The following is a 21291-nucleotide window of genomic DNA, read 5'->3' on the forward strand; positions in this document are numbered from 1 at the left end:
GTCGACCAAGGTCGTGTGGGATCTAATGTCGCAGGTGCGTCAGCGCGGTGGCAGGGTTTTCTGGCGCAGGATGTAGATCGTCACCAGTACCGCACTGGTCAGCATGAAACCGCGTGCCCAGGGCAGGGGTACCAGGTAGCAGGAGATCGCGATGCTCAACCACATCAAGCCGATGGCGTAGGCCTTGCCTTTGAGCGGGATGCCATTGCCGTCCAGGTAGTCACGGATCCAGGGGCCCAGGCGCGGGTGCTCCACCAGCCAGCGGTAGAAACGCGGGGAGCTTCGAGCGAAGCAGGCGGCGGCGAGCAGGAGGAAGGGCGTGGTCGGCAACACCGGTAGGAAAATGCCTATCACTCCCAGCGCTACGCTGAGCCAGCCAATGGCCAGCAGCGTATAGCGCAGGAGCAGCGAGCGGTTGCCCATGGGTGCCACGGGCAAGCGACTCAGTGGTGACGTGGCTTGAGGATCGCCGGTTTTTCGTCAGGCGCGTTGCACAGCAGGTACAGCGCGGTGAGGGCTTCCGGGATCTGTACGATCATGTCGTCCATCAGGTTGGCGTCGGCGGCGATGTCGGCGAACTCCGGCTGGTCGTCGAACAGGCCGGAACCGACCATGATCGGCAGCAGCATTTCGCTGACTTCTTCCTCGGCGGTTTCGAACCAGGCGGCTTCGCGCAGGAACACGCCTTCCATGAAACCGATGCACCAGCCGCGCAGGTCGGAGTCGTCCGGCTCTTCACCCAGGTCCAGGTCGCATGGCAGCTCGAATTCCTCATCGGAGGCCAGCTGGCGGCCGATGTGGGCCTTGAGGGCCAGCAGGGTCGCTTCGATTTCTTCGCGCTGGGCGGCGTCGGCGTAGTGAGGCTCTTCGGCGAACAAGGCGTCGATCCACTCACGGTCCGGCACGACGTCAGAAGAGATCGACAGGGCGGTCAGGTAGCCGTGGGCGGCCACGTAGTCCAGCGCCTCGTCATGCAGCTCATCGGCGTCGAGGAAGGCTTGCAGGCGGGTTAGTTGCTCAGCGAAGGACATTGAAGGGCTACCTTGGGAATAAACGATGCTGAATTCTAGGCTTTCTTGAGCGCCCAGGCCAGCCGCACCGCACATTTGCCCGGTTTTAGCGTGGGCGTCTATTCGTCAGGCGCGCCCTTTGGCGGATGATGCTCGGGTATACTGCCGCGTTTTGTGATGCCCCTGCAGGCCCAGCGCCAATCCGGGAAAACTTCGCTTACGGATTATTTACCGTGGCAGCGCATTTTTTCGGCCAGCCTGTACAGAGGGATTTCGGCACCATTTTGGAGTTTTACATGCTCGAGCAGGCTCAACGCGTCCTCAAGGACATCTTCGGCTACGACAGTTTTCGTGGCCGCCAGGGTGCGATCATTGAGCGCGTGGCCAATGGCGGCGATGCCCTGGTGCTGATGCCTACCGGTGGCGGCAAATCCTTGTGCTTCCAGGTGCCGGCACTGTTGCGCAATGGCCTGGCCGTGGTGGTATCACCGTTGATTGCGTTGATGGACGATCAGGTCGCCACCCTTGAAGAGCTTGGTGTCGCCGCTGCGTCTTTGAACTCCACCCTCAGCGCCGAACAGCAGCGCGACCTGGCCGCCCGCATCAAGCGTGGCGAGGTGAAGATGTTGTACCTGGCACCCGAGCGCCTGGTGCAGCCGCGCATGCTGTCCTTCCTGCAGAGCCTGGACATTGCCCTGTTCGCGATTGACGAAGCCCACTGTGTATCGCAATGGGGGCACGATTTCCGCCGCGAATACCTGCAGCTTGGCCAGCTGGCGGAACTGTTCCCCGACGTGCCGCGCATCGCCCTGACCGCCACCGCCGACAAACGTACCCGCGAAGAGATCGTCGAGCGCCTGCATCTGCAGAACGCCGAGCGTTTCCTGTCGAGCTTTGACCGGCCCAATATTTTCTACCGCATCGTACCCAAGGAGCAGCCGCGCAAACAGTTGCTGGCGTTCCTGTCCGAGCGGCGCAGCGATGCGGGTATTGTCTATTGCCTGTCGCGCAAGAAGGTCGACGAAGTCGCCGCGTTCCTTTGCGAACAGGGCTATCCGGCGTTGCCTTACCACGCCGGCCTGCCGAACGATCTGCGTGCCTATCACCAGAAGCGCTTCCTCAACGAGGAAGGCTTGATCATGGTGGCGACCATCGCCTTCGGCATGGGTATCGACAAATCCAACGTGCGTTTCGTCGCGCACATGGACCTGCCCAAGTCCCTGGAGGCCTATTACCAGGAAACCGGGCGCGCCGGCCGTGATGGCCTGCCGGCAGATGCCTGGATGGTGTACGGCCTGCAAGACGTGGTGATGCTCAAGCAGATGCTGCAGAACTCAGAAGGCGACGAACGTCATAAGCGCCTGGAGCAGCACAAGCTCGATGCCATGTTGTCGTTGTGTGAAGAGACCCGCTGCCGGCGCCAGACGCTGCTGGCCTATTTCGACGAAGACATGCCGCAGCCCTGCGGCCACTGTGATAACTGCATCGACGGTGTGCAGACCTGGGACGCCACCGAGCCGGCGCGCCAGGCGTTGTCGACGATCTACCGCACCGGCCAGCGCTATGGCGTGGGGCACCTGGTGGATGTGTTGCTGGGCAAGGACAACGAAAAAATCCGCAGCTTCGGCCACGAGAAACTCTCGGTCTACGGTGTCGGCAAGGCCCGCGCCGAAGGCGAGTGGCGCTCGCTGTTCCGGCAGATGGTTGCCCGTGGCCTGGTCGACATCGATATCGAGGGCTACGGCGGGCTGCGGCTGAATGACAGTTGCCGGCCGTTGCTCAAGGGGGAAGTGAGCCTGGAGCTGCGCCGTGACCTCAAGCCCCAGACCACTGCCAAGAGCAGCAGCACCAGCCAGGCCAGCCAGCTTGTACGGGGCGAGGAGCGCGAACAGTGGGAAGCCCTGCGCACCTTGCGGCGCAAACTGGCACAGGAACACAGCGTGCCGCCCTACGTTATCTTCCCCGACTCTACCTTGCTGGAAATGCTTCGCGAACAACCCACCACCATGGCCGAAATGGCCCGGGTCAGCGGTGTGGGTGCGCGCAAGCTGGAGCGTTACGGCCAGGCGTTCCTCGAAGTGCTCGGTGGCCAGGCCGAAGCACCGAAGGAAGTGGCCGATATTCGCCACGAACTGATCAGCCTGGCCCGCGCCGGAATGACCCCGATCCAGATCGCCGGTCAGCTGCAATGCTCGGAAAAAAATGTATATACCTTGCTCGCCGAAGCCATCGGCAAGCAGCAATTGTCGTTGGAGCAGGCCCTTGATTTGCCTGAGGATTTGCTCGGTGAAATCCAGGATGCATTCCTCGACGGAGAAGGCGAATTGCCACCTGTCGTGGAGATCGCTCCATTGTTCACTGGGCGTGTTCCTGAGGGAGTTTTGTACTGCGTACGCGCTGCTTTGCAGTCGGAATTCGAAATTTAGTGTGCCAATTACGACAATGTAACGAATCAGTACATACGGGGCCTTGCCTACTGACATGGCTCATGCTTAGCTGACTAATAATTAGCCACACTTTATTTTCAGTCTTAAACATGAGTTTTTTATGCCGTTAACCGATCAACACCGTTTTGGCATGCAGTTGGCGCAAATGTCCCGAGGTTGGCGCGCCGAGCTGGACCGCCGCCTGGCGGGGCTGGGCTTGTCCCAGGCGCGATGGCTGGTGCTGTTGCATTTAGCCCGTTTTGCACAAGCCCCTACCCAGCGTGAATTGGCACAAAGTGTCGGCGTGGAAGGGCCGACCCTTGCGCGTCTGCTCGACAGCCTGGAAGGTCAGGGCCTGGTGCAACGCCAGGCCGTGGTGGAAGACCGCCGCGCCAAACGCATCCTGCTGTGTGATACCGCTCAACCGCTGATCGACCAGATCGAGACCATTGCCACGGCGTTGCGTCATGAATTGTTCGTAGGGGTGAATGAAGAGGATTTGCGCGTGTGCATGCGTGTGCATGAGCACATCCTGGCGAACCTGGAAAAGTCCTGATCGCCCATTCACTGGGGATCAAAATGTGGGAGGGGGCTTGCTCCCGATTGCGGTGGGCCAGCTACAGAATTGTTGACTGATACCCCGCCATCGGGAGCAAGCCCCCTCCCACATTAGTTCGGTGCTGTGTCAGAAGGTCTGGCCGAGGTTCAGGTACACCGCCTTCTGGTTATCATCATTGAACCCATAGCTGAAATTCAGCGGCCCCAGAGGCGTATCAAACCCGAGGAAGATACTCGCGGCGTTGATATAGCCGCTATCGAATTCATTATCGTTGTTCCACGCCCGGCCCCGTTCCAGTGAGGCGCCCAGGTACAACGGGAAGTCCAGCGGCAGGTACGAACGCGGGGTCAGTCGGCGGAAGTACACCGCGCGCATCAGGCTGACGTTCTGCCCCGAGATCGCATCCTGGCGAAAGCCCGACAGTTGCCGCGCTCCGCCCAGCTGGAAGCTGGAAATCACCACATCCGAATCATCCAGGGTGCGCCCGTAACGACCGCCCAGTATCAATGTGTCCGGGCCATAGCTCATGGCCTTGTCCAGCTTGAACTCCCATTGGCGGTAACGCTGGTCCGAGCCCAGTCCCGGTTCGAATTCACGATAGGCCAGGCCGATGTCCTCGCCGCTATGGGGGAAGTACACGTTGTCAAAGGAGTCGAATGAATATTTAAGTTCATAGAAGCCTTCGCTGAAGCTCACGCTCGGCAGGTCGCGGTCGCCAATACGTACGTCGGCCTTGCCCCAGGCTTCTCCAACGCCGAAGCGGATCTCGCCGCTGTTGCCGATCTGCCGGCCCACGTTCAAGCCGAAACCGTAGCGTTCCAGGCGATATTCGGAAATGGGGTCGTTGTCCAGGACCAGTTCCACGTTCTGCGCCTCGGCTCTGATATACGGCGCGACAAAGTAACGTGAGCCGGTGTCCATCGGCTGGTAGAACTCGCTGTACAGCTCTTGCCGATCACCGATCTGCACCCGCGTCAGCCATTCGGCGCCGAGGCGGTTGATACCGTTGACGCGATAGCTGGCGCCGAGATTGAAGGCGCTGTCGCCGCGCATATCATCCGACAGGTTCAAGCCCAGGCGCAGGTAATCGGTGCCGCTGCGTTTGCCGCGCGCGCTGATCACCAGGGTATTGTCCTGACCTGTTTTCACCACGCGGTATTGCACCTGCTCGAAGTAATCCAGGCCGTACAAGGTGCCCATGTCCGATTGCAGGCGGCCCAGGTTCAGTGGCTCGCCCAGCCCCTGGCGGATGTAGTAGCGGATGACGTCGTCACTGACTTTGGAGTCGTTTTCCACCTGTATCGCGGTGATCACCGGGGTGCGCTCGCCCGGCGTGCGAGCAGCCACCAGCTCAGGGTCGATGGGCTCGGCGGGGCGCAGGTGCGCCAGGCGTACATCAAGGGCGCGGGTGGCGCGGTAGCCGGCGTCGATCATGTCCTTGGCGCGGCCGAAATCCGTCACGCCAAAGGCGGCCAGGGGCGGCTGGATCAGCACATCCTTGGGGTTCAGGGCCTTGAGTTGTTCTTCGGAGTTGCGCCGGGTCATCAAGGTGATGGACTGGTTGAGCACGTCCACCACGGTCGCCAGTTGCTTGCGCGAGCGCAGCGGGGTGCCGATATCGACCACGATGGCGATGTCGACGCCCATCTCCCGCGCCACATCCAACGGAATATTGTCGGTCATGCCGCCGTCCACCAGCAGGCGCCCGTCGAGCTCCACCGGGGCGAACACCGCAGGGATCGACATGCTGGCGCGTATCACCTGGGGCAGGTGGCCCTTGCTGAACACGACTTTTTCGCCGGTGGTGATGTCGGTGGCCACGGCGCGGAACGGGATCGGCAGCTTGTCGAAGTTACGGGTGTTGCTGCTATGGGCAAACATGCTTTCCAGCAGCAGTGCCAGGTTCTGACCCTGGATCACGCCCAGCGGCAGGCCGAGGCTGCCGTCGTCGCGGAAACTGAGTTTCTGCTTGACCAGGAAATCCCGGTCGTCCTGTTTGCGTCGAAACGGTACGTCTTCCCGCGGTGGGGCGTCTGACAGGGCCTGCTGCCAGTCGATACCCAGCGCGAGCTTCTCCAGTTCATCGATCTTGTAGCCCGACGCGTACAGCCCACCAATCACCGCGCCCATGCTGGTGCCGGCAATTGCGTCGATATGGATCCCCTGTTCCTCGAGGGCCTTGAGCACGCCGATATGCGCCAGGCCGCGGGCGGCACCGCCGGACAGCACCAGGCCGATTTTGGGGCGTGATGTTTCCAAGGCGTCGGCAAGCAGGGGGACAAGGCACAGGAACAGGCAGGACAACAGGCGGCGCATCATCAATCTCGAGGCTGGGCGATAAAGGCCGCTATTATAGCCACCCGATTCGCCGGGCCCGTCATGTCAGGAGCCGCTTAAATTATGTCTGCAAGCAAACCCGAGATCGTTATCACTTATTGCACCCAGTGCCAGTGGCTGTTGCGCGCTGCCTGGCTGGCCCAGGAGCTGCTCAGTACATTTGCCGATGACCTGGGGCGCGTAGCGTTGGAACCGGCCACCGGCGGCACCTTTCGCATCACCTGTGATGGGGTGCAGATTTGGGAACGCAAGGCCGACGGCGGCTTTCCCGAAGCCAAGGTGCTTAAACAGCGGGTGCGCGATCAGATCGACCCGCAGCGCGACCTGGGCCATAACGATCGTACTCAATGAAGGTCACCGCCACAGAGGGGCGGTGACCCTATCGCTATTTGGCGGCAAGCTTTTGCTTGATAAAACCAACCACCCACGTCAACACCAAGCCACCGACGCCACCGCCGACAATATTGCTGCCGACCGCAGCCACATCCAGCGCTTCGCCATGGGTGGTGCCTGTGAGTGCAGCGACAATCTGGCCCAACACCAGGCCGCCGACCCCGCCGAGAAAGGTATTGAGCCCTGTCCCCAGGCTCTGCCTGGTCATGCCGGCGATGTTGCCGCCGACGGCACCGCTGATGATCTGGACCAGCAAGCTGATGAGCATTTCCATAATGAAGCTCCTGCATCGCATTGAGGGATGACCACTCGCTTGCAGCAACTTCAGAAAACACCATGGCTGTCGTCGAGGAGTCTTTATCCGTTGAACGACTACAGACTGTTGCGGACGCTTGAAGTATAGATCAGGCCGTTGCCGTCGGCTGTTTAGCCTGGCTGGCGCTGCCCATCAGGCCGGAAAGCACGATGGCGACGATGATCAAGGCGCCGCCCAGCAGCATGCGCAAGGTCGGCGTTTCGGCGAACAGCAGCCAGGCCACGGTGATGCCGTAGACAGGCTCCATGGCAAACACCACCGAGGCGGTGCGCGCCTTGATCACCGCGAGGCTGGCGACAAACAGGCTATGGGCAAGGCCAGTACAAAACACGCCCAGCAGCCCGATCCACAGCCAGTCAATGGCGCGCACGTCCGCCAGCCCCGGGGCGGCCACCGGCAGCAGACAGGCTGCGACCACGACGTTCTGGCACAGCGCTGCCTGTACCGCAGGAATGCGTCCGGAACTGGCGCGATTGTTCAACGACAACAAGGAGAACAACAACCCCGAGGCGATCCCCCACAGCAACCCGCCCGTGGCCTCGCTGGCAAGGTTGAAATCCGGGGTGACCAGCACCAGGCCAACGGTGACCAGGGTCACCAGCAGCACTTCATTGGCACGAATGCGCTCGCGGAAGATCAACCCTTCAAGGATCACGGTAAAGGCCGGGAAGGCCGTGAATCCCAGGGTCGCCACGGCTACACCGGCGACTTTGACGGCAATGAAGAACGTCACCCAATGGGCAGCCAGCAGCACACCGCTGACCAGCAAGCGGCGCCAGTCGCGCATCTCCAGTTTCTTCCAGGGCGCGTTGCTGGCAAAGCGGGCAAACACCGCCAGGGCAAGCACGGCAAACGCGGCACGCCCAAATACGATGATGGCAGGGGACGCCGCTGCCAGCTTGCCGAATACGCCAGTGAGGCCAAACATCAGTGCGCCGATATGCAGGGCGCCAAGTGCTGAGCGGGGAGTCATTGCGATCCTTGAACCAACGGGGAAACAGCCTCGCAGTCTAGAGGGTTGGTTCGCGGGCGTCTGTCGCCGGCCTCGCGTTTTTTAGCGTGGGACTCTCGTCAGTCGCCCCGGCGCAGGGCGCTAGGGGAGGCGCCAAACTCGCGAAGCATGGCTGCACTGAATGCGCTTTGCGAGGCATAGCCAACGCGCTCGGCAATCTCACCAATGGCCACCGGTGTGCTGCGCAAAAGCTCCAGGGCCATATGCAGGCGACGACTGCGTAGATAATCCATCGGTGTTTGCCCGCGTTCGGCCATGAAGCGTGCATGCAGGCGCGCCACGGAGAGCCCGGCGATACGCGCAAGGTCAGCCACCTGCAATGGGTGCGCAGCGTGGCGCTGGATATGGGCATTGAACGCCGCATAAGGCAAGCGTCGACCTGGCAGCGCTTGGGCCTGGGGATGATTGAGAGTGGCCAGTAACAGCACCGCACCTTGCTGGACGATCAGCGGGTCGTGCACCGGGCCGTGCGCCAGCCACTGCACCAGTTGGCTTTGCCGCGGATTCAGCGTCAGTCGCGACGGTTGCCCCAGCAAGCGACGACTGGCATCGGCATGCTCACCCAAAGATTGCACCACCCAATGCTCGTTTGGCACATCCAGCACCAGGCAGCGACTACCGTCGCGGCTGCCACAGGCGTGGTGGGTGGAGAAGGGCAGCACCATCACACTGCTTTCGCGTACCTGGCTGCCACGGCCATCGACTTCCAGGTCCAGGTGCCCGGACAGACCGAACACCAACTGCGCATGATCATGGCTGTGTGCGATGGGCGCTTCGAGGTAATGGCGTAGCGTGAGGCTCGGACTCATCGCGGTCTCCAGGGCGGCAAGGCGCCAGTCTACAACGCTTGGGGGCATGAGCGCTGTCATCAGACTGACGCGTAGCTGTCATGGGCTATTAATCGCCAAGGCGCAAGCTCGCGAAAACAGCGTCGAGGGATGCCCATGAGCCATGCCGAGTTCACCAAGCCCAGCCGCAAGCAACGGGTGCGAACCCTGTGGATTTCCGACGTGCATCTGGGCACCCGGGATTGCCAGGCCGAACATCTGTCACAGTTTCTCAAGGGCTACCACGCCGACAAGGTCTACCTGGTGGGCGACATTATCGACGGTTGGAAAATGCGCGGCGGCATGTATTGGCCCCAGGCGCACACCAACGTGATCCGCCGCCTGCTGACCATGGCCAAGCGCGGCACCGAGGTAATCTACGTCACCGGCAATCATGATGAGTTTTTAAGGCGCTATTCCAAGCTGATCCTCGGCAATATCCAACTGGTGGACGAAGCGGTGCATGTGACCGCTGATGGCCGGCATCTGTTGGTAATCCATGGCGACCAGTTCGATGTGATCACCCGTTATCACCGTTGGCTGGCGTTCCTCGGTGACTCGGCCTACGAATTGACCCTCACCCTCAACCGCTGGCTCAATCATTGGCGTGCACGCTATGGCTACGGCTACTGGTCACTGTCGGCGTACCTGAAGCACAAGGTGAAAACCGCGGTGAGCTTTATCAGCGATTTCGAAGAAGCGATTGCCCACGAAGTCACCAAGCGCGAGCTGCATGGCGTTGTGTGCGGGCATATCCACCATGCCGAGATTCGCAAGGTGGGAGAGGTGGATTACCTCAATTGCGGAGATTGGGTGGAGTCATGCACGGCGTTGATCGAGCACTGGGATGGGCATATCGAGTTGTATCGGTTGGCGGATGCCCAGGCCAGGGAGGCGCAGCTCAAGGCTGAAATGGTCACGGGCTAAAAACCAACTCGGTTAAAAATGTGGGAGGGGGCTTGCCCCGATAGCAGTGGATCAGCCAGCAAATATTCAGCTGACACACCGCAATCGGGGGCAAGCCCCCTCCCACATTTAGTCCCAGTGTCTTCAGTTGGAAACGTCGGCGATGGCTTGGGCCAGCAGTGTCAAACGTGTCGCATCCACCCCGGCCACGTTGGCCCGGCCTGAACTGACCATATACACACTGTGCTTCTCGCGCAGTTGCTTGACCTGATCGGCACTCAAACCGGTATAGGAAAACATTCCGCGCTGTGCGCCGATATGGGCAAACTTCTCGGCCAAGCCATGGGGCGCCAAGGCTTCCACCAACCCGGAACGCAAGTGCGCGATCCGCGAACGCATGGCCTCGACTTCCTCGCTCCAGAGTTTTTTCAGCTCGGCATCACCAAGAATGGTCGCTACCACGGCAGCGCCGTGATCCGGCGGTGTCGACCACAGGTTGCGGGCGATATTCGCCAGTTGGCTGCGCACATCGGTGAGTTTTTCCGCATCCGCTGCACATACGATCAGCGCGCCCACACGATCGCGATACAAACCAAAATTCTTCGAGCAGGAACTGGTGACCAGCACTTCCGGCAGTTCAGCTGCGAACAATCGCACCGCCCAAGCGTCCTGCTCCAGGCCATCGCCAAAGCCCTGGTAGGCAAAGTCGATCAGCGGCAGCAAATGGCGTTCACGCACAATCTGCAACACCTGGCGCCAGTCATCCTGGGACAGGTCGAAGCCGGTCGGGTTGTGGCAGCAGGCGTGCAATAGCACCACATCGCCCTCGGGCACCGTCGCCAGGGTTGCCAGCATCGCCGCCACATCCAGGCGGTTATCACTGCCCACGTAAGGGTAATGACTGACCTTGAGGCCAGCCTTGGCGAAGATGGTTTCGTGGATCGGCCAGGTCGGGTTGCTCAGCCACACGCCACGGCCAGGCAGGCTCTGGGCGATAAAATCGGCGCTCAAGCGCAGGGCACCGGTGCCGCCCGGGGTTTGGGTGGCGCCGGCACGGCGCTCACGAAGCAAGGCCGAATCGGCACCGAGCACCAGCTCGCTGATCAGGGTGCCAAAAGCTGCGTCGCCATGGCCGCCGATGTAGGTCTTGGTCACCTGGGTATCGACCAGGCGCTGCTCCGCAAGCTTCACCGAGTGGGGAATCGGCGTCAGGCCCTGGTCGTCCTTATAGACGCCCACGCCCAGGTCGAATTTGTTCGGGTTGGCGTCCTGGGCATACAGGTCCATCAGCCCGAGGATCGGGTCGCCGGGCACGCGGCCAATGGCGTCGAAGTGCATTACTTGCGGCCCTCGGCAGTCTTGGCCACTTCGTCGGTGCGTGCGGCCATGATGAAGTCGTTGCGGTGCAGGCCCTTGATGGAGTGGCTCCACCAGGTCACGGTGACTTTGCCCCATTCAGTGAGCAGGCCAGGGTGATGGCCTTCGGCTTCGGAGATTTCACCCATGGCGTTGGTGAAGGCCAGGGCGAACTTGAAGTTCTTGAACAGGAAAACCTTTTCCAACTGCATGACGCCGTCGCGCACTTCGATGTTCCAGTCGGGGATCTGCTTGAGCAGCACTGGCAGTTCTTCATCGCTGACTTGCGGGGCATCGGCGCGGCAGGCTTCGCAGTGGGCTTGGTTCAAGGTGGTCATGGGAGGTGTCCTGAATTCGAATGTTTGAAGGTCAGTGGCGTTACCCTAAAGCAACGCGGGGCCAGGGAACAGACTCACCTGGCCTGAAAAGGCACAGCTCAAGCCGCTTTGGGCTTGGGAGGGAACTTCGGTGCGTGCAGCCCCAATTCCATACCGCGCTCGACCATGCCCATGATGTCTTCCTGCGCCACGTCGAACAGGCGCTTGAGTTCGGGCAATACGAAGTACAGCGGTTGCAGGATGTCGATGCGATATGGGGTGCGCATCGCTTCCAGCGGGTCGAAGGCTTGGTGCTCGGGCTCGTCCGACAGGCAATACACGCTTTCTTTAGGCGACGACAGAATGCCGCCACCGTAGATGCGCCGCCCTTGGGGCGTGTCCACCAGGCCAAACTCGATGGTCATCCAGTACAGGCGCGCCAGGTACACCCTTTGCTCCTTGGTCGCCGCCAGGCCGAGCTTGCCGTAGGTGTGGGTGAATTCGGCGAACCAGGGGTTGGTCAGCAAAGGGCAGTGGCCAAAGATCTCGTGGAAAATATCCGGCTCTTGCAGGTAGTCCAATTCTTCGCGGGTGCGAATGAACGTCGCCACCGGAAACTGCTTGCTGGCGAGGAGTTCGAAGAAGGTCTGGAAGGGAATCAGCGCCGGCACGCGGGCCACTTGCCAGCCGGTAGTTTCGGCCAGCACCTTGTTGATTTCGCCCAACTGGGGGATACGATCCAGGGGCAGGTCGAGCTTGTCGATGCCGTCCAGGTATTCCTGGCAGGCGCGACCCTCGATCACCTTGAGTTGACGAGTGATCAGGGTATTCCACACCGCGTGTTCTTCCGGCGGGTAGTGGATAAAACCTTGCGCATCGGGCTCGCGGGCCACGTAGTGCGTCTGCTTCATACGGCTCTCCTGCTAGGCATTCGTTCTTGTTATGTCCTGCGATGCACTATTGATAACCCGGCGGGCGCAGGATTCCATCTACGTTGCCCCTGGGTATGTAGGAAAAATTACCGTTTTTCGTAAAGTATTCGTTACGGATGGATGACTTATCCGGGCTATGGGCTGGGAAACGCCTACGCTCTGTCACATAATCTTGACGACTATCTGCGCTCGGCGACAAAAAGACGCGGCGCCTACCTACTTTTCGAGCCTTTTCATGCGTATCAAAGTGCATTGCCAGAACCGCATCGGCATCCTGCGGGACATCCTCAACCTGCTGGTGGAGTACGGCGTCAACGTCGCCAAGGGCGAGGTCGGCGGCGAGCATGGCAATGCCATCTACCTGTTCTGTCCGAACCTGGTGAATATGCAGTTCCAGGCGCTACGCCCGCAGTTCGAAGCGATTGGCGGCGTGTTCGGCGTCAAGCGAGTGGGGCTGATGCCCAGCGAGCGGCGGCATATGGAACTCAATGCGCTGCTCGGCGCCCTGGAGTTTCCAGTGCTGTCCATCGATATGGGTGGCTCCATCGTGGCCGCCAACCGTGCGGCGGCGCAGTTGCTCGGCGTGCGTGTGGACGAAGTGCCGGGCATTCCGTTGTCGCGCTACGCTGAGGATTTTGACTTGCCGGAGTTGGTACGCGCCAGCAAATCGCGCATCAATGGGCTGCGGGTCAAGGTCAAGGGGGACGTGTTCCTGGCGGATATCGCGCCGCTGCAATCCTCCGAACACGATGACAGCGAAGCCATGGCCGGCGCGGTGCTCACCCTGCATCGCGCAGACCGCGTCGGTGAGCGTATCTATAACGTGCGCAAGCAGGAGCTGCGCGGGTTCGACAGCATTTTCCAAAGCTCCAAGGTCATGGCCGCGGTGGTCCGCGAAGCGCGGCGCATGGCGCCACTGGATGCGCCTCTATTAATAGAAGGTGAAACCGGCACCGGTAAAGAGTTGCTGGCCCGTGCCTGCCACTTGGCCAGCCCCCGTGGGCAATCACCGCTGATGGCGCTCAACTGCGCAGGGTTGCCCGAGTCGATGGCCGAGACCGAACTGTTCGGCTACGGCCCCGGCGCTTTTGAAGGCGCGCGGGCGGAAGGCAAGCTCGGGCTGCTGGAATTGACGGCGGGCGGCACCTTGTTTCTCGATGGGGTGGGGGAAATGAGTGCGCGTCTGCAGGTGAAGTTGTTGCGCTTCCTGCAGGACGGCTGCTTTCGCCGGGTCGGCAGTGACGAAGAGGTGTACCTGGATGTGCGCGTGATCTGCTCCACTCAGGTGGACTTGTCGGAACTCTGCGTCCGAGGTGAGTTTCGCCAGGATCTTTATCACCGGCTCAATGTGCTGTCATTGCATATCCCGCCGTTGCGCGAATGCCTTGACGGCCTGGTGCCACTGGTTGAGCACTTCCTCGACCAGGCCAGCCGACAGATTGGCTGCCCTTTACCCAAGCTTGCGCCCGCGGCGATGGATCGCTTGAGTCACTACCACTGGCCAGGCAACGTAAGACAGCTGGAAAACGTGCTGTTCCAGGCCGTGTCGCTGTGCGACGGTGGGGTGGTCAAGGCCGAGCATATCCGCTTGCCGGACTACGGGGTGCGCCAGCCTCTTGGCGACTTTTCCCTGGAGGGCGGGTTAGAGGAGATTGTTGGACGGTTCGAGAAGGCCGTGCTGGAAAGCCTTTATGCCGAGTATTCCAGCAGCCGGCAGCTTGGCAAACGCTTGGGCGTGTCGCACACCACCATCGCCAATAAGCTGCGCGACTACGAAATCCTCAAGGCCGATAAATAATTCGCTGACACTAAGCGGTCAAAAATGTGGGAGGGGGCTTGCTCCCGATGGCGGTGTGTCAGCTACAGGTGAGCTGGCTGACACACCGCCATCGGGAGCAAGCCCCCTCCCACATTTGATCTTCGTCGTTTTCCAGGCCGGTGATTGCCGCAGGCGGCAGTAGTCCGCCGTTTTTTCGACTCGCTCTCAAGCCTCAAATCATCCTGCTTCGCCGCAACCCCCCGCCGCGCCTGGACTTTAGCCTCTTTTTAAAAGTTGGTTCGCAAATTGCTTAAGCCTCATTAGTACAGCGGTGGACGGCAAGCGTCCGTCAGAAAGAGGATAGAGCGTGGACAAATACCTTTATGTGGCAATGACCGGCGCCAGTCAGAACGCACTGGCGCAGAAGGCCCATGCCAACAATCTGGCGAACATTTCCACCAACGGCTTCCAGCGTGACCTGGAGCAGGCGCGTTCGATGCCGGTGTTCGGTGACAGCTTTCCGGCGCGGGCGTTTGCCATGACCGAGCGGCCGGCCACTGATTTCTCTCCGGGGGCGATGATCGAAACCGGTCGTGACCTGGATGTAGCCGTCAGCGGCGACGGCTGGATGGCCGTGCAAACCCCGGATGGCGGCGAAGCCTACGTGCGCAGCGCCAGCATGAATGTGGATGCCCTGGGCGTGCTGCGTGCCGGCAACGGTATGCCGATCATGGGCAACGGCGGCCCGATTGCCGTGCCACCCCAGCAGAAAATCGAAGTGGGTGCAGACGGCACCATCAGCATCCGTGCCATGGGCGAAGGCCCACGGGTGATGGCGGAAGTGGACCGCATCAAGTTGGTCCAGCCCGACCTTAAGAACATGACCAAGGGCCTGGACGGCACCATCCACACCAGGGATGGCCAGCCGGCCCAGGCCGACGCCAACGTCACCCTGACCTCGGGCTTCCTGCAGGCGAGCAACGTCAACGCGGTAGAGGAAATGACCGCAGTGCTGGCGCTTTCCAAGCAGTTCGAGCTGCACATCAAAATGATGAACAGCGCTAAAGAAGACGACCAGGCCATGACTCGCGTCATGCAGATGAGCTAAGCCCCTAATTTATTTCGTCGCACGGCGCCAACAAACAGGCGCACGAAGGAGAACAGCATGCTTCCGGCTCTATGGGTTGCCAAGACAGGCCTGTCCGCCCAGGACACCAACCTGACCACCATTTCCAACAACCTGGCGAACGTCTCGACCACGGGTTTCAAACGTGATCGCGCCGAGTTCCAGGACCTGCTCTATCAGATCAAGAAGCAGCCAGGTGCCCAGTCGACTCAGGACAGCGAATTGCCGTCGGGCCTGCAACTGGGTACTGGTGTGCAGATCGTCGGCACCCAGAAAAACTTCAGCGCCGGTAACCTGCAGCAAACCGGACAACCGCTGGACATGGCCATCAACGGCCGTGGCTTCTTCCAGGTGCTGCAACCGGATGGCACCACCTCCTATACCCGTGACGGTACTTTCCACCTGGACTCCAATGGCCAGATCGTCACCGCCAACGGTTTCGCCTTGGAACCTGCCGTGGTGGTACCGCCGGATGCCAAGACCTTTACCGTGGGCAACGACGGCACCGTGTCGATCACCGTGGCCGGCAACCCGGCGTCGCAAGTGATCGGCAACCTGCAAACCGCTGACTTCATCAACCCGGCCGGCTTGCAGGCGATGGGCAACAACCTGTTCCTGGAAACCGCCTCCAGCGGCGCGCCGCAAATCGGCACCCCTGGCCTGAACGGTTTCGGCACCACCCTGCAAAGCACCCTGGAAACCTCCAACGTCAGCACCGTTGAGGAGATGGTCAACATGATCACCACCCAGCGCGCCTACGAGATGAACTCCAAGGTGATTTCCACCGCCGACCAGATGCTTTCGTTCGTTACGCAGAATCTGTAATCCAGTCTGGGGCGCCCTTGAAGGCGCCTGCAACACCATGAGGTAAGGGTCATGAATCGCTATGTTTCCGTTTTGGCATTGAGTGGGATCGCCGTGCTCGCGGGGTGTGTTGCCCCGACGCCAAAGCCCAATGACCCGTACTACGCGCCGGTGTTGCCGCGCACGCCATTGCCGGCGGCAGCCAACAATGGCTCGATCTACCAGGCCGGTTTCGAACAGAACCTGTACAGCGACCGCAAGGCGTTTCGGGTTGGTGACATCATCACCATCACCCTCAACGAGAAGACCCAGGCCAGCAAGAACGCCAACTCGCAGATCGGCAAGAACAGCAAGGCGAGCATCGGCCTGACCTCGTTGTTCGGGGGTGGCCTCAGCACCAACAACCCCCTGGGCGGCGGTGACCTGAGCCTGGATGCCGGCTACAGCGGCGACCGCTCCACCAACGGCAAGAGTGCGGCAGGCCAGGGCAACAGCCTGACCGGTTCGATCACCGTGACCGTGGCCGATGTATTGCCCAACGGCATCATTGCCATACGCGGTGAGAAGTGGATGACCCTTAACACCGGCGATGAGCTGGTGCGCATTGCCGGGATGGTCCGCGCCGATGACATTTCCACCGACAACACGGTGCCTTCGACACGCATTGCCGATGCACGCATCACCTACTCGGGTACGGGTTCGTTTGCTGATGCCAGTCAGCCGGGCTGGTTCGACCGGTTCTTCCTTAGCCCGCTGTTCCCTTTCTAGGTGGCCACTTTGAACTTCAAACAGCTGATGGCGACGGCACTCTTGCTGGCCTTAAGCGCTGTGGCCCAGGCCGAACGCCTGAAGGACATCGCCAGTATTTCCGGCGTGCGTTCCAACCAGTTGATCGGCTATGGCCTGGTGGTGGGGCTCAACGGCACGGGTGACCAGACCACCCAGACGCCGTTCACCCTGCAGACCTTCAACAACATGCTCTCGCAGTTCGGCATCAAGGTGCCGCCAGGCTCGGGCAACGTCCAGTTGAAGAACGTTGCCGCCGTGTCGATCAGTGCCGATCTGCCAGCGTTCGCCAAGCCGGGCCAGGTGGTGGATATCACGGTTTCGTCCATGGGTAACTCGAAAAGCCTGCGCGGCGGCACCCTGCTGATGACTCCGCTTAAAGGTATCGACGGCAACGTCTACGCCATCGCCCAGGGCAACCTGGTGGTGGGCGGGTTTGACGCTGAAGGCCGCGACGGCTCGAAGATCACCGTCAACGTGCCGTCGGCCGGTCGCATTCCCGGTGGCGCCACGGTTGAACGCACCGTGCCGAGCGGTTTCAACCAGGGCAACAGCCTGACCCTGAACCTCAACCGTTCCGACTTCACTACCGCCAAGCGCGTGGTCGACAAGATCAACGACATGCTCGGCCCGGGCGTGGCCCAGGCCATCGACGGCGGCTCGATCCGCGTCACCGCGCCGCTGGACCCAAGCCAGCGCGTGGACTACCTGTCGATCCTGGAAAACCTTGAGGTCGACCCTGGCCAGGCCGTGGCAAAAGTCATTATCAACTCGCGTACAGGTACTATCGTGATCGGCCAGAACGTCAAGGTTTCGCCGGCAGCGGTGACCCACGGCAGCCTGACGGTGACCATCACCGAAGACCCGATTGTCAGCCAGCCGGGGCCGCTGTCCAACGGCCAGACCGCCGTGGTCCCGCGCTCGCGGGTCAATGCCCAGCAAGAAGCCAAGCCGATGTTCAAGTTCGGCCCCGGCACCACCCTGGACGAGATTGTCCGCGCGGTGAACCAGGTGGGCGCAGCGCCCGGCGACTTGATGGCGATCCTTGAAGCTTTGAAACAGGCCGGCGCCTTGCAAGCCGACCTCATTGTGATCTGAGGCCATGGCCATGGATATGCGCAAAAGCGGCATCAGCAGCACGGCGGACTCGGGGTCTTACTCCGACTTGAACCGACTTAACCAGCTCAAGGTCGGCGCCGACAAGAACAGCGACGGCAATATGCGCAAGGTGGCGCAGGAGTTCGAGTCGCTGTTCCTCAACGAGATGCTCAAGTCCATGCGCTCGGCCACCGACGCCCTGGGCAAGGACAACCCGCTGAACACCCCGGCGGCCAAGCAGTATCAGGAAATGTACGACCAGCAGTTGGCGGTCTCGATGTCCCGCGAGGGCGGCGGTATCGGCCTGGCCGACGTGCTGATGCGCCAGATGCAGAAGAACAAGCCGGTGCAGGCCCAGGCCGCCACCTTGCAAGGTCCGGCCGCAGATGTGCCGGTGAAGAAAGTCGATGTGCCGACCGAGATTGGCGCCGGTACCCAGGCCGACGGGCCGCTGGGCCGCTCCAATGGCCAGCGGCCTTTGTGGGCGTATCGCGTGGCGGTTCCTGAGGGCACCAGTGCGCACACCAACGACATGGAGCTGATGAACCAGCGCCGTATCGCCTTGCCAAGCAAACTGGCCGACCGTCTGCTGGCTGGCATCGTGCCGAGTGCCCCGGTCGCCGCCGAAGCCAAAAGCGCGCCCCTGCGCAACAGCGCCGCCGATGACAATGTAGTCAGCAGCGCCGCCCGCAGCTTTGCCGTGCCAAGCGGAAAGATGCAGGTCTATGGCCGCGCCATTGCCCAGCCACCGCTGGCACCGGCGAAAAAAGCCTTCAGCTCCCAGGATGAATTCGTCGCCACCATGTTGCCGATGGCCAAGGCGGCCGCCGCGCGTATCGGTATCGACCCCAAGTACCTGGTGGCCCAGGCCGCGCTGGAAACCGGCTGGGGCAAATCGGTGATGCGCGCCGAGGACGGCAGCAGCAGCCACAACCTGTTCGGCATCAAGGCCGGCCAGAGTTGGCAGGGCGGCCAGGCCCGGGCGATCACCAGCGAGTTCCGCGATGGCGCGATGGTCAAGGAAACGGCGCAGTTCCGTTCCTATAGCTCCTACCAGGACAGCTTCCACGACCTTGTGACTCTGCTGCAAAGCCATGATCGCTATAAAGAAGTTGTGAAATCAGCCGATAACCCGGAACAGTTTGTACGCGAGTTGCAAAAAGCCGGTTATGCAACCGACCCGGCTTACGCCAGCAAGATTTCGCAGATCGCAAAAAATATGAACAGTTACCAGAACTACGCTGCCGCTGGCGCAACCACACATTTATAAGGTCTGAACCATGAGTTTGCTCAGTATCGGGATGTCAGGGCTCAACGCCGCTCAAGGATCGCTGTCGGTCTTGAGTAATAACATCGCCAACGTTAATACCCCAGGGTACTCGCGGCAGCAGACCACGCAGAATACCAACGCGTCGAACCCGTTCGGCGGTGTGTTCATCGGCACCGGTACCACCCTGGCTGACGTGCGCCGGGTGTACAACGAATACCTCGACACCGCCTACCAGAACAGCACGGCCCTGAACAACGATGCCAAGGCGTATCTGGATCAGGTCGGTGCCGTCGACAAAGTGTTGTCGGACAAGACCACCGGTTTGTCCTCGGTGCTCAGTTCGTTCTTCGCCACCCTGCAGACCGCGGCGTCCAACCCCAATGATCTGTCTGCGCGGCAGCTGCTGGTGACCAACGCTCAGACCCTGAGCAGTCGTTTCAACTCGATTTCGACGCAGTTGACCCAGCAGAAAGAGACCATCAACAACCAACTGAGCAGCATGAGTGAGCAGGTCAATCAATTGACCGCCTCGATTGCCTCGCTCAACAAGCAGATCACCCAGGTGCAAGGCGCGTCGGGCAATGCGCCGGCCAACCTGCTGGACTCGCGTAACGAGGCGGTACGCTCGCTCAATGAATTGATCGGCGTAACGGCCACCGAGAAGAACGGCCAGTTCAGCGTGACCACCGGCACCGGCCAGTCCCTGGTAGAAGGCGGGATCTCCAATACGATTTCCGCAGTGCCGAGCAAAACCGATAACAGCCAGTACACCATTCAGTTGGACAACAACGGCACCCCCATGGACCTGGGTGGCGTGATCAGTGGCGGCAGCATCGGCGGCCTGTTGCGTTATCGCAGTGATGCCTTGATGCCGGCTATCAACGACCTGGGCCGTATCGCCATAGCGACCGCAGACACCATCAACAACCAACTCGGCCAAGGCCTGGACCTCAATGGTGACTTCGGCGTTTCGTTGTTCAAAGACATCAACAGCGCCGTCGCCATTGCGTCGCGCAGCCAGGGGGCAGCGGGCAACAGTGCCGGGGCAAGCAACCTGAATGTAACGATCAAGGACAGCAGCAAGTTGTCCGCGTTTGACTACACCGTGAGCTTCAACGACAAGACCGACCCCAACAAGGTCACGGTACTGCGCTCGGACGGCAAGGCCATGGGCACCTTTGATATGTCCGCCACGCCGCCGCCGACCATGGATGGCTTTACCCTGGCGCTGGATGGCAAGGGCACGATGGCCTATGGCGACAGCTTCAAGGTCAGCCCGACTGCCACCGGGGCCAGCAGTATTGGCGTGGCGCTCACCGATGCGAACAAGCTGGCGTTTGCCGGCCCGTTGGCGGGTACCAGCAGCAACACCAACAGTGGCACGGGCACGTTCACCCAGCCGTCCCTGACAGTACCGCTGGATATTAATGGCGGCGCCGACACCGCGCAGTTGCGCGCCGGTATTGAAAACTCGATGCCGGTGAAAATGGTCTTTGCCAAACCGGCCGCCGATGGCACGCAGTCCTACACGATCAGCGATTCCAAGGGCAACCCGATCAGCACCGGCTCGATTATTCCGGGGCAGGGCAACAAGATCACCGTGGACGTGCCGATGCGCGACGCCAGCGGTGCAGCGATCCCTGGCAAGAGCTTCAAGTTCGACACCACCGTCAACGGCTCACCGGCACAAGGCGACAGCACCACCTTCGCCTTCAACAGTGGCGGTAAGTCCGACGGCCGCAACGCCCAGGAACTGCTGAACCTGCAAACCAAGGCCACTGTCGGCATGGGCGATGGCAACGGCGGCACCAGCCTGGTGGGAGCCAACAGCAAACTGGTTTCGCAAGTGGGGGCCAAGGCCAGCCAGGCCGGGGTCGACACCGCCGCCACCGGCGCCTTGCTGAGCGCCAACAAGGAAGCGCGCAACTCGGTATCCGGGGTCAACCTGGATGATGAAGCGGGTGACATGATCAAGTTCCAGCAGTACTACACCGCGTCGTCGCAGATCATCAAGGCTGCGCAGGAAACCTTCACCACACTGATGAATGCTCTTTAAG

General features: G+C 61.0%; 20 protein-coding genes. 11 read left to right on the forward strand and 9 right to left on the reverse strand.

The genetic code is table 11. The features are described 5' to 3' along the window. Positions 1-39: 39 nt before the first annotated feature. Together BLU48_RS03920 and BLU48_RS03925 are read right to left on the reverse strand one after the other, a co-directional pair. A complete protein-coding gene (locus tag BLU48_RS03920) occupies positions 40-423 on the reverse strand; it encodes a YbaN family protein (RefSeq protein WP_057023050.1) in 384 nt (127 codons plus the stop codon). A 20-nt stretch (positions 424-443) separates the two neighbouring features. Beyond that, positions 444-1031: a UPF0149 family protein gene (locus BLU48_RS03925; protein ID WP_043049657.1), complete on the reverse strand. Its 588-nt coding sequence runs from the start codon at positions 1029-1031 to the stop codon at positions 444-446. A gap of 275 nt (positions 1032-1306) precedes the next feature. Here BLU48_RS03925 and recQ point away from each other — a divergent pair, with 275 nt between their 5' ends. Both recQ and BLU48_RS03935 read left to right on the forward strand, forming a co-directional pair. Then, positions 1307-3436: a DNA helicase RecQ gene (gene recQ, locus BLU48_RS03930; RefSeq protein ID WP_057023049.1), complete on the forward strand. Its 2130-nt coding sequence runs from the start codon at positions 1307-1309 to the stop codon at positions 3434-3436. A 121-nt stretch (positions 3437-3557) separates the two neighbouring features. Then, positions 3558-3992, forward strand: coding sequence for a MarR family transcriptional regulator (locus tag BLU48_RS03935; protein ID WP_046071769.1), 435 nt, complete (start codon positions 3558-3560; stop codon positions 3990-3992). Between the two features lie 129 nt (positions 3993-4121). On the opposite strand, the gene BLU48_RS03940 is transcribed toward BLU48_RS03935, so the two are convergent. After that, on the reverse strand, positions 4122-6311 hold the full coding sequence (locus BLU48_RS03940) for a patatin-like phospholipase family protein (protein WP_057023048.1): 2190 nt from the start codon (positions 6309-6311) through the stop codon (positions 4122-4124). A gap of 84 nt (positions 6312-6395) precedes the next feature. On the opposite strand from BLU48_RS03940, the gene BLU48_RS03945 reads away from it, so the two are divergent. Further along, a complete protein-coding gene (locus BLU48_RS03945) occupies positions 6396-6683 on the forward strand; it encodes an Rdx family protein (protein ID WP_046071771.1) in 288 nt (95 codons plus the stop codon). Between the two features lie 34 nt (positions 6684-6717). Here the strand turns inward: BLU48_RS03945 and BLU48_RS03950 are convergent, their stop codons facing one another. The 3 genes from BLU48_RS03950 to BLU48_RS03960 form a co-directional block, all read right to left on the reverse strand. After that, on the reverse strand, positions 6718-6999 hold the full coding sequence (locus BLU48_RS03950; protein ID WP_056847910.1) for a hypothetical protein: 282 nt from the start codon (positions 6997-6999) through the stop codon (positions 6718-6720). 130 nt (positions 7000-7129) lie between these two features. Next, positions 7130-8014 carry a DMT family transporter gene (locus tag BLU48_RS03955; RefSeq protein ID WP_057023047.1) on the reverse strand — a complete coding sequence of 295 codons (885 nt, stop codon included), beginning with the start codon at positions 8012-8014 and terminating at the stop codon, positions 7130-7132. Between the two features lie 98 nt (positions 8015-8112). Then, positions 8113-8862 (reverse strand): AraC family transcriptional regulator, encoded by a 750-nt coding sequence (locus BLU48_RS03960; protein ID WP_057023046.1) that lies wholly within the window; start codon positions 8860-8862, stop codon positions 8113-8115. 135 nt (positions 8863-8997) lie between these two features. On the opposite strand from BLU48_RS03960, the gene BLU48_RS03965 reads away from it, so the two are divergent. Continuing rightward, positions 8998-9807, forward strand: a complete 810-nt coding sequence (locus BLU48_RS03965) for a UDP-2,3-diacylglucosamine diphosphatase (protein ID WP_057023045.1) — start codon at positions 8998-9000, stop codon at positions 9805-9807. A gap of 123 nt (positions 9808-9930) precedes the next feature. On the opposite strand, the gene BLU48_RS03970 is transcribed toward BLU48_RS03965, so the two are convergent. The 3 genes from BLU48_RS03970 to phhA form a co-directional block, all read right to left on the reverse strand. Next, positions 9931-11124: an amino acid aminotransferase gene (locus BLU48_RS03970; protein ID WP_057023044.1), complete on the reverse strand. Its 1194-nt coding sequence runs from the start codon at positions 11122-11124 to the stop codon at positions 9931-9933. Continuing rightward, a complete protein-coding gene (locus BLU48_RS03975; protein WP_005790113.1) occupies positions 11124-11480 on the reverse strand; it encodes a 4a-hydroxytetrahydrobiopterin dehydratase in 357 nt (118 codons plus the stop codon). Before BLU48_RS03975 ends, BLU48_RS03970 begins: the two co-directional genes overlap by 1 nt. Before the next feature lie 98 nt (positions 11481-11578). Next, the gene (gene phhA, locus BLU48_RS03980) at positions 11579-12370 is read right to left on the reverse strand and encodes a phenylalanine 4-monooxygenase (protein ID WP_057023043.1); all 792 of its coding nucleotides are present in this window, start codon (positions 12368-12370) and stop codon (positions 11579-11581) included. 256 nt (positions 12371-12626) lie between these two features. Here phhA and BLU48_RS03985 point away from each other — a divergent pair, with 256 nt between their 5' ends. The 7 genes from BLU48_RS03985 (at position 12627) to flgK (ending at position 21290) form a co-directional block, all read left to right on the forward strand. Continuing rightward, complete coding sequence (locus BLU48_RS03985; RefSeq protein WP_057023042.1) at positions 12627-14189, forward strand: sigma-54-dependent transcriptional regulator; 1563 nt, start codon at positions 12627-12629, stop codon at positions 14187-14189. Positions 14190-14517: 328 nt separating this feature from the next. Beyond that, entirely contained in the window at positions 14518-15258 is a 741-nt protein-coding gene (locus tag BLU48_RS03990; protein WP_046071778.1) for a flagellar basal body rod protein FlgF, read from the forward strand. 57 nt (positions 15259-15315) lie between these two features. Beyond that, the gene (flgG, locus tag BLU48_RS03995) at positions 15316-16101 is read left to right on the forward strand and encodes a flagellar basal-body rod protein FlgG (RefSeq protein WP_003192986.1); all 786 of its coding nucleotides are present in this window, start codon (positions 15316-15318) and stop codon (positions 16099-16101) included. A 51-nt stretch (positions 16102-16152) separates the two neighbouring features. Beyond that, positions 16153-16848 (forward strand): flagellar basal body L-ring protein FlgH, encoded by a 696-nt coding sequence (gene flgH, locus BLU48_RS04000; RefSeq protein ID WP_057023041.1) that lies wholly within the window; start codon positions 16153-16155, stop codon positions 16846-16848. A gap of 27 nt (positions 16849-16875) precedes the next feature. Then, positions 16876-17964, forward strand: coding sequence for a flagellar basal body P-ring protein FlgI (locus tag BLU48_RS04005; RefSeq protein WP_164484855.1), 1089 nt, complete (start codon positions 16876-16878; stop codon positions 17962-17964). Between the two features lie 4 nt (positions 17965-17968). After that, on the forward strand, positions 17969-19234 hold the full coding sequence (flgJ, locus tag BLU48_RS04010; RefSeq protein ID WP_057023039.1) for a flagellar assembly peptidoglycan hydrolase FlgJ: 1266 nt from the start codon (positions 17969-17971) through the stop codon (positions 19232-19234). A gap of 10 nt (positions 19235-19244) precedes the next feature. Further along, a complete protein-coding gene (gene flgK, locus BLU48_RS04015) occupies positions 19245-21290 on the forward strand; it encodes a flagellar hook-associated protein FlgK (protein WP_057023038.1) in 2046 nt (681 codons plus the stop codon). The last annotated feature ends 1 nt before the right edge of the window (position 21291 follow it).

Origin of the sequence: Pseudomonas synxantha (assembly GCF_900105675.1) — a bacterium.
Taxonomy (GTDB): Bacteria; Pseudomonadota; Gammaproteobacteria; order Pseudomonadales; family Pseudomonadaceae; genus Aquipseudomonas; species Aquipseudomonas synxantha.

Bases quoted from the DNA above. Each gene is read 5' to 3' on its own strand.
- BLU48_RS03920 (WP_057023050.1), bottom strand. From the start codon at position 423: ATGGGCAACCGCTCGCTGCTCCTGCGCTATACGCTGCTGGCCATTGGC.
- BLU48_RS03925 (WP_043049657.1), bottom strand. From the start codon at position 1,031: ATGTCCTTCGCTGAGCAACTAACCCGCCTGCAAGCCTTCCTCGACGCC.
- recQ (WP_057023049.1), top strand. From the start codon at position 1,307: ATGCTCGAGCAGGCTCAACGCGTCCTCAAGGACATCTTCGGCTACGAC.
- BLU48_RS03935 (WP_046071769.1), top strand. From the start codon at position 3,558: ATGCCGTTAACCGATCAACACCGTTTTGGCATGCAGTTGGCGCAAATG.
- BLU48_RS03940 (WP_057023048.1), bottom strand. From the start codon at position 6,311: ATGCGCCGCCTGTTGTCCTGCCTGTTCCTGTGCCTTGTCCCCCTGCTT.
- BLU48_RS03945 (WP_046071771.1), top strand. From the start codon at position 6,396: ATGTCTGCAAGCAAACCCGAGATCGTTATCACTTATTGCACCCAGTGC.
- BLU48_RS03950 (WP_056847910.1), bottom strand. From the start codon at position 6,999: ATGGAAATGCTCATCAGCTTGCTGGTCCAGATCATCAGCGGTGCCGTC.
- BLU48_RS03955 (WP_057023047.1), bottom strand. From the start codon at position 8,014: ATGACTCCCCGCTCAGCACTTGGCGCCCTGCATATCGGCGCACTGATG.
- BLU48_RS03960 (WP_057023046.1), bottom strand. From the start codon at position 8,862: ATGAGTCCGAGCCTCACGCTACGCCATTACCTCGAAGCGCCCATCGCA.
- BLU48_RS03965 (WP_057023045.1), top strand. From the start codon at position 8,998: ATGAGCCATGCCGAGTTCACCAAGCCCAGCCGCAAGCAACGGGTGCGA.
- BLU48_RS03970 (WP_057023044.1), bottom strand. From the start codon at position 11,124: ATGCACTTCGACGCCATTGGCCGCGTGCCCGGCGACCCGATCCTCGGG.
- BLU48_RS03975 (WP_005790113.1), bottom strand. From the start codon at position 11,480: ATGACCACCTTGAACCAAGCCCACTGCGAAGCCTGCCGCGCCGATGCC.
- phhA (WP_057023043.1), bottom strand. From the start codon at position 12,370: ATGAAGCAGACGCACTACGTGGCCCGCGAGCCCGATGCGCAAGGTTTT.
- BLU48_RS03985 (WP_057023042.1), top strand. From the start codon at position 12,627: ATGCGTATCAAAGTGCATTGCCAGAACCGCATCGGCATCCTGCGGGAC.
- flgG (WP_003192986.1), top strand. From the start codon at position 15,316: ATGCTTCCGGCTCTATGGGTTGCCAAGACAGGCCTGTCCGCCCAGGAC.
- flgH (WP_057023041.1), top strand. From the start codon at position 16,153: ATGAATCGCTATGTTTCCGTTTTGGCATTGAGTGGGATCGCCGTGCTC.
- BLU48_RS04005 (WP_164484855.1), top strand. From the start codon at position 16,876: ATGGCGACGGCACTCTTGCTGGCCTTAAGCGCTGTGGCCCAGGCCGAA.
- flgJ (WP_057023039.1), top strand. From the start codon at position 17,969: ATGGCCATGGATATGCGCAAAAGCGGCATCAGCAGCACGGCGGACTCG.
- flgK (WP_057023038.1), top strand. From the start codon at position 19,245: ATGAGTTTGCTCAGTATCGGGATGTCAGGGCTCAACGCCGCTCAAGGA.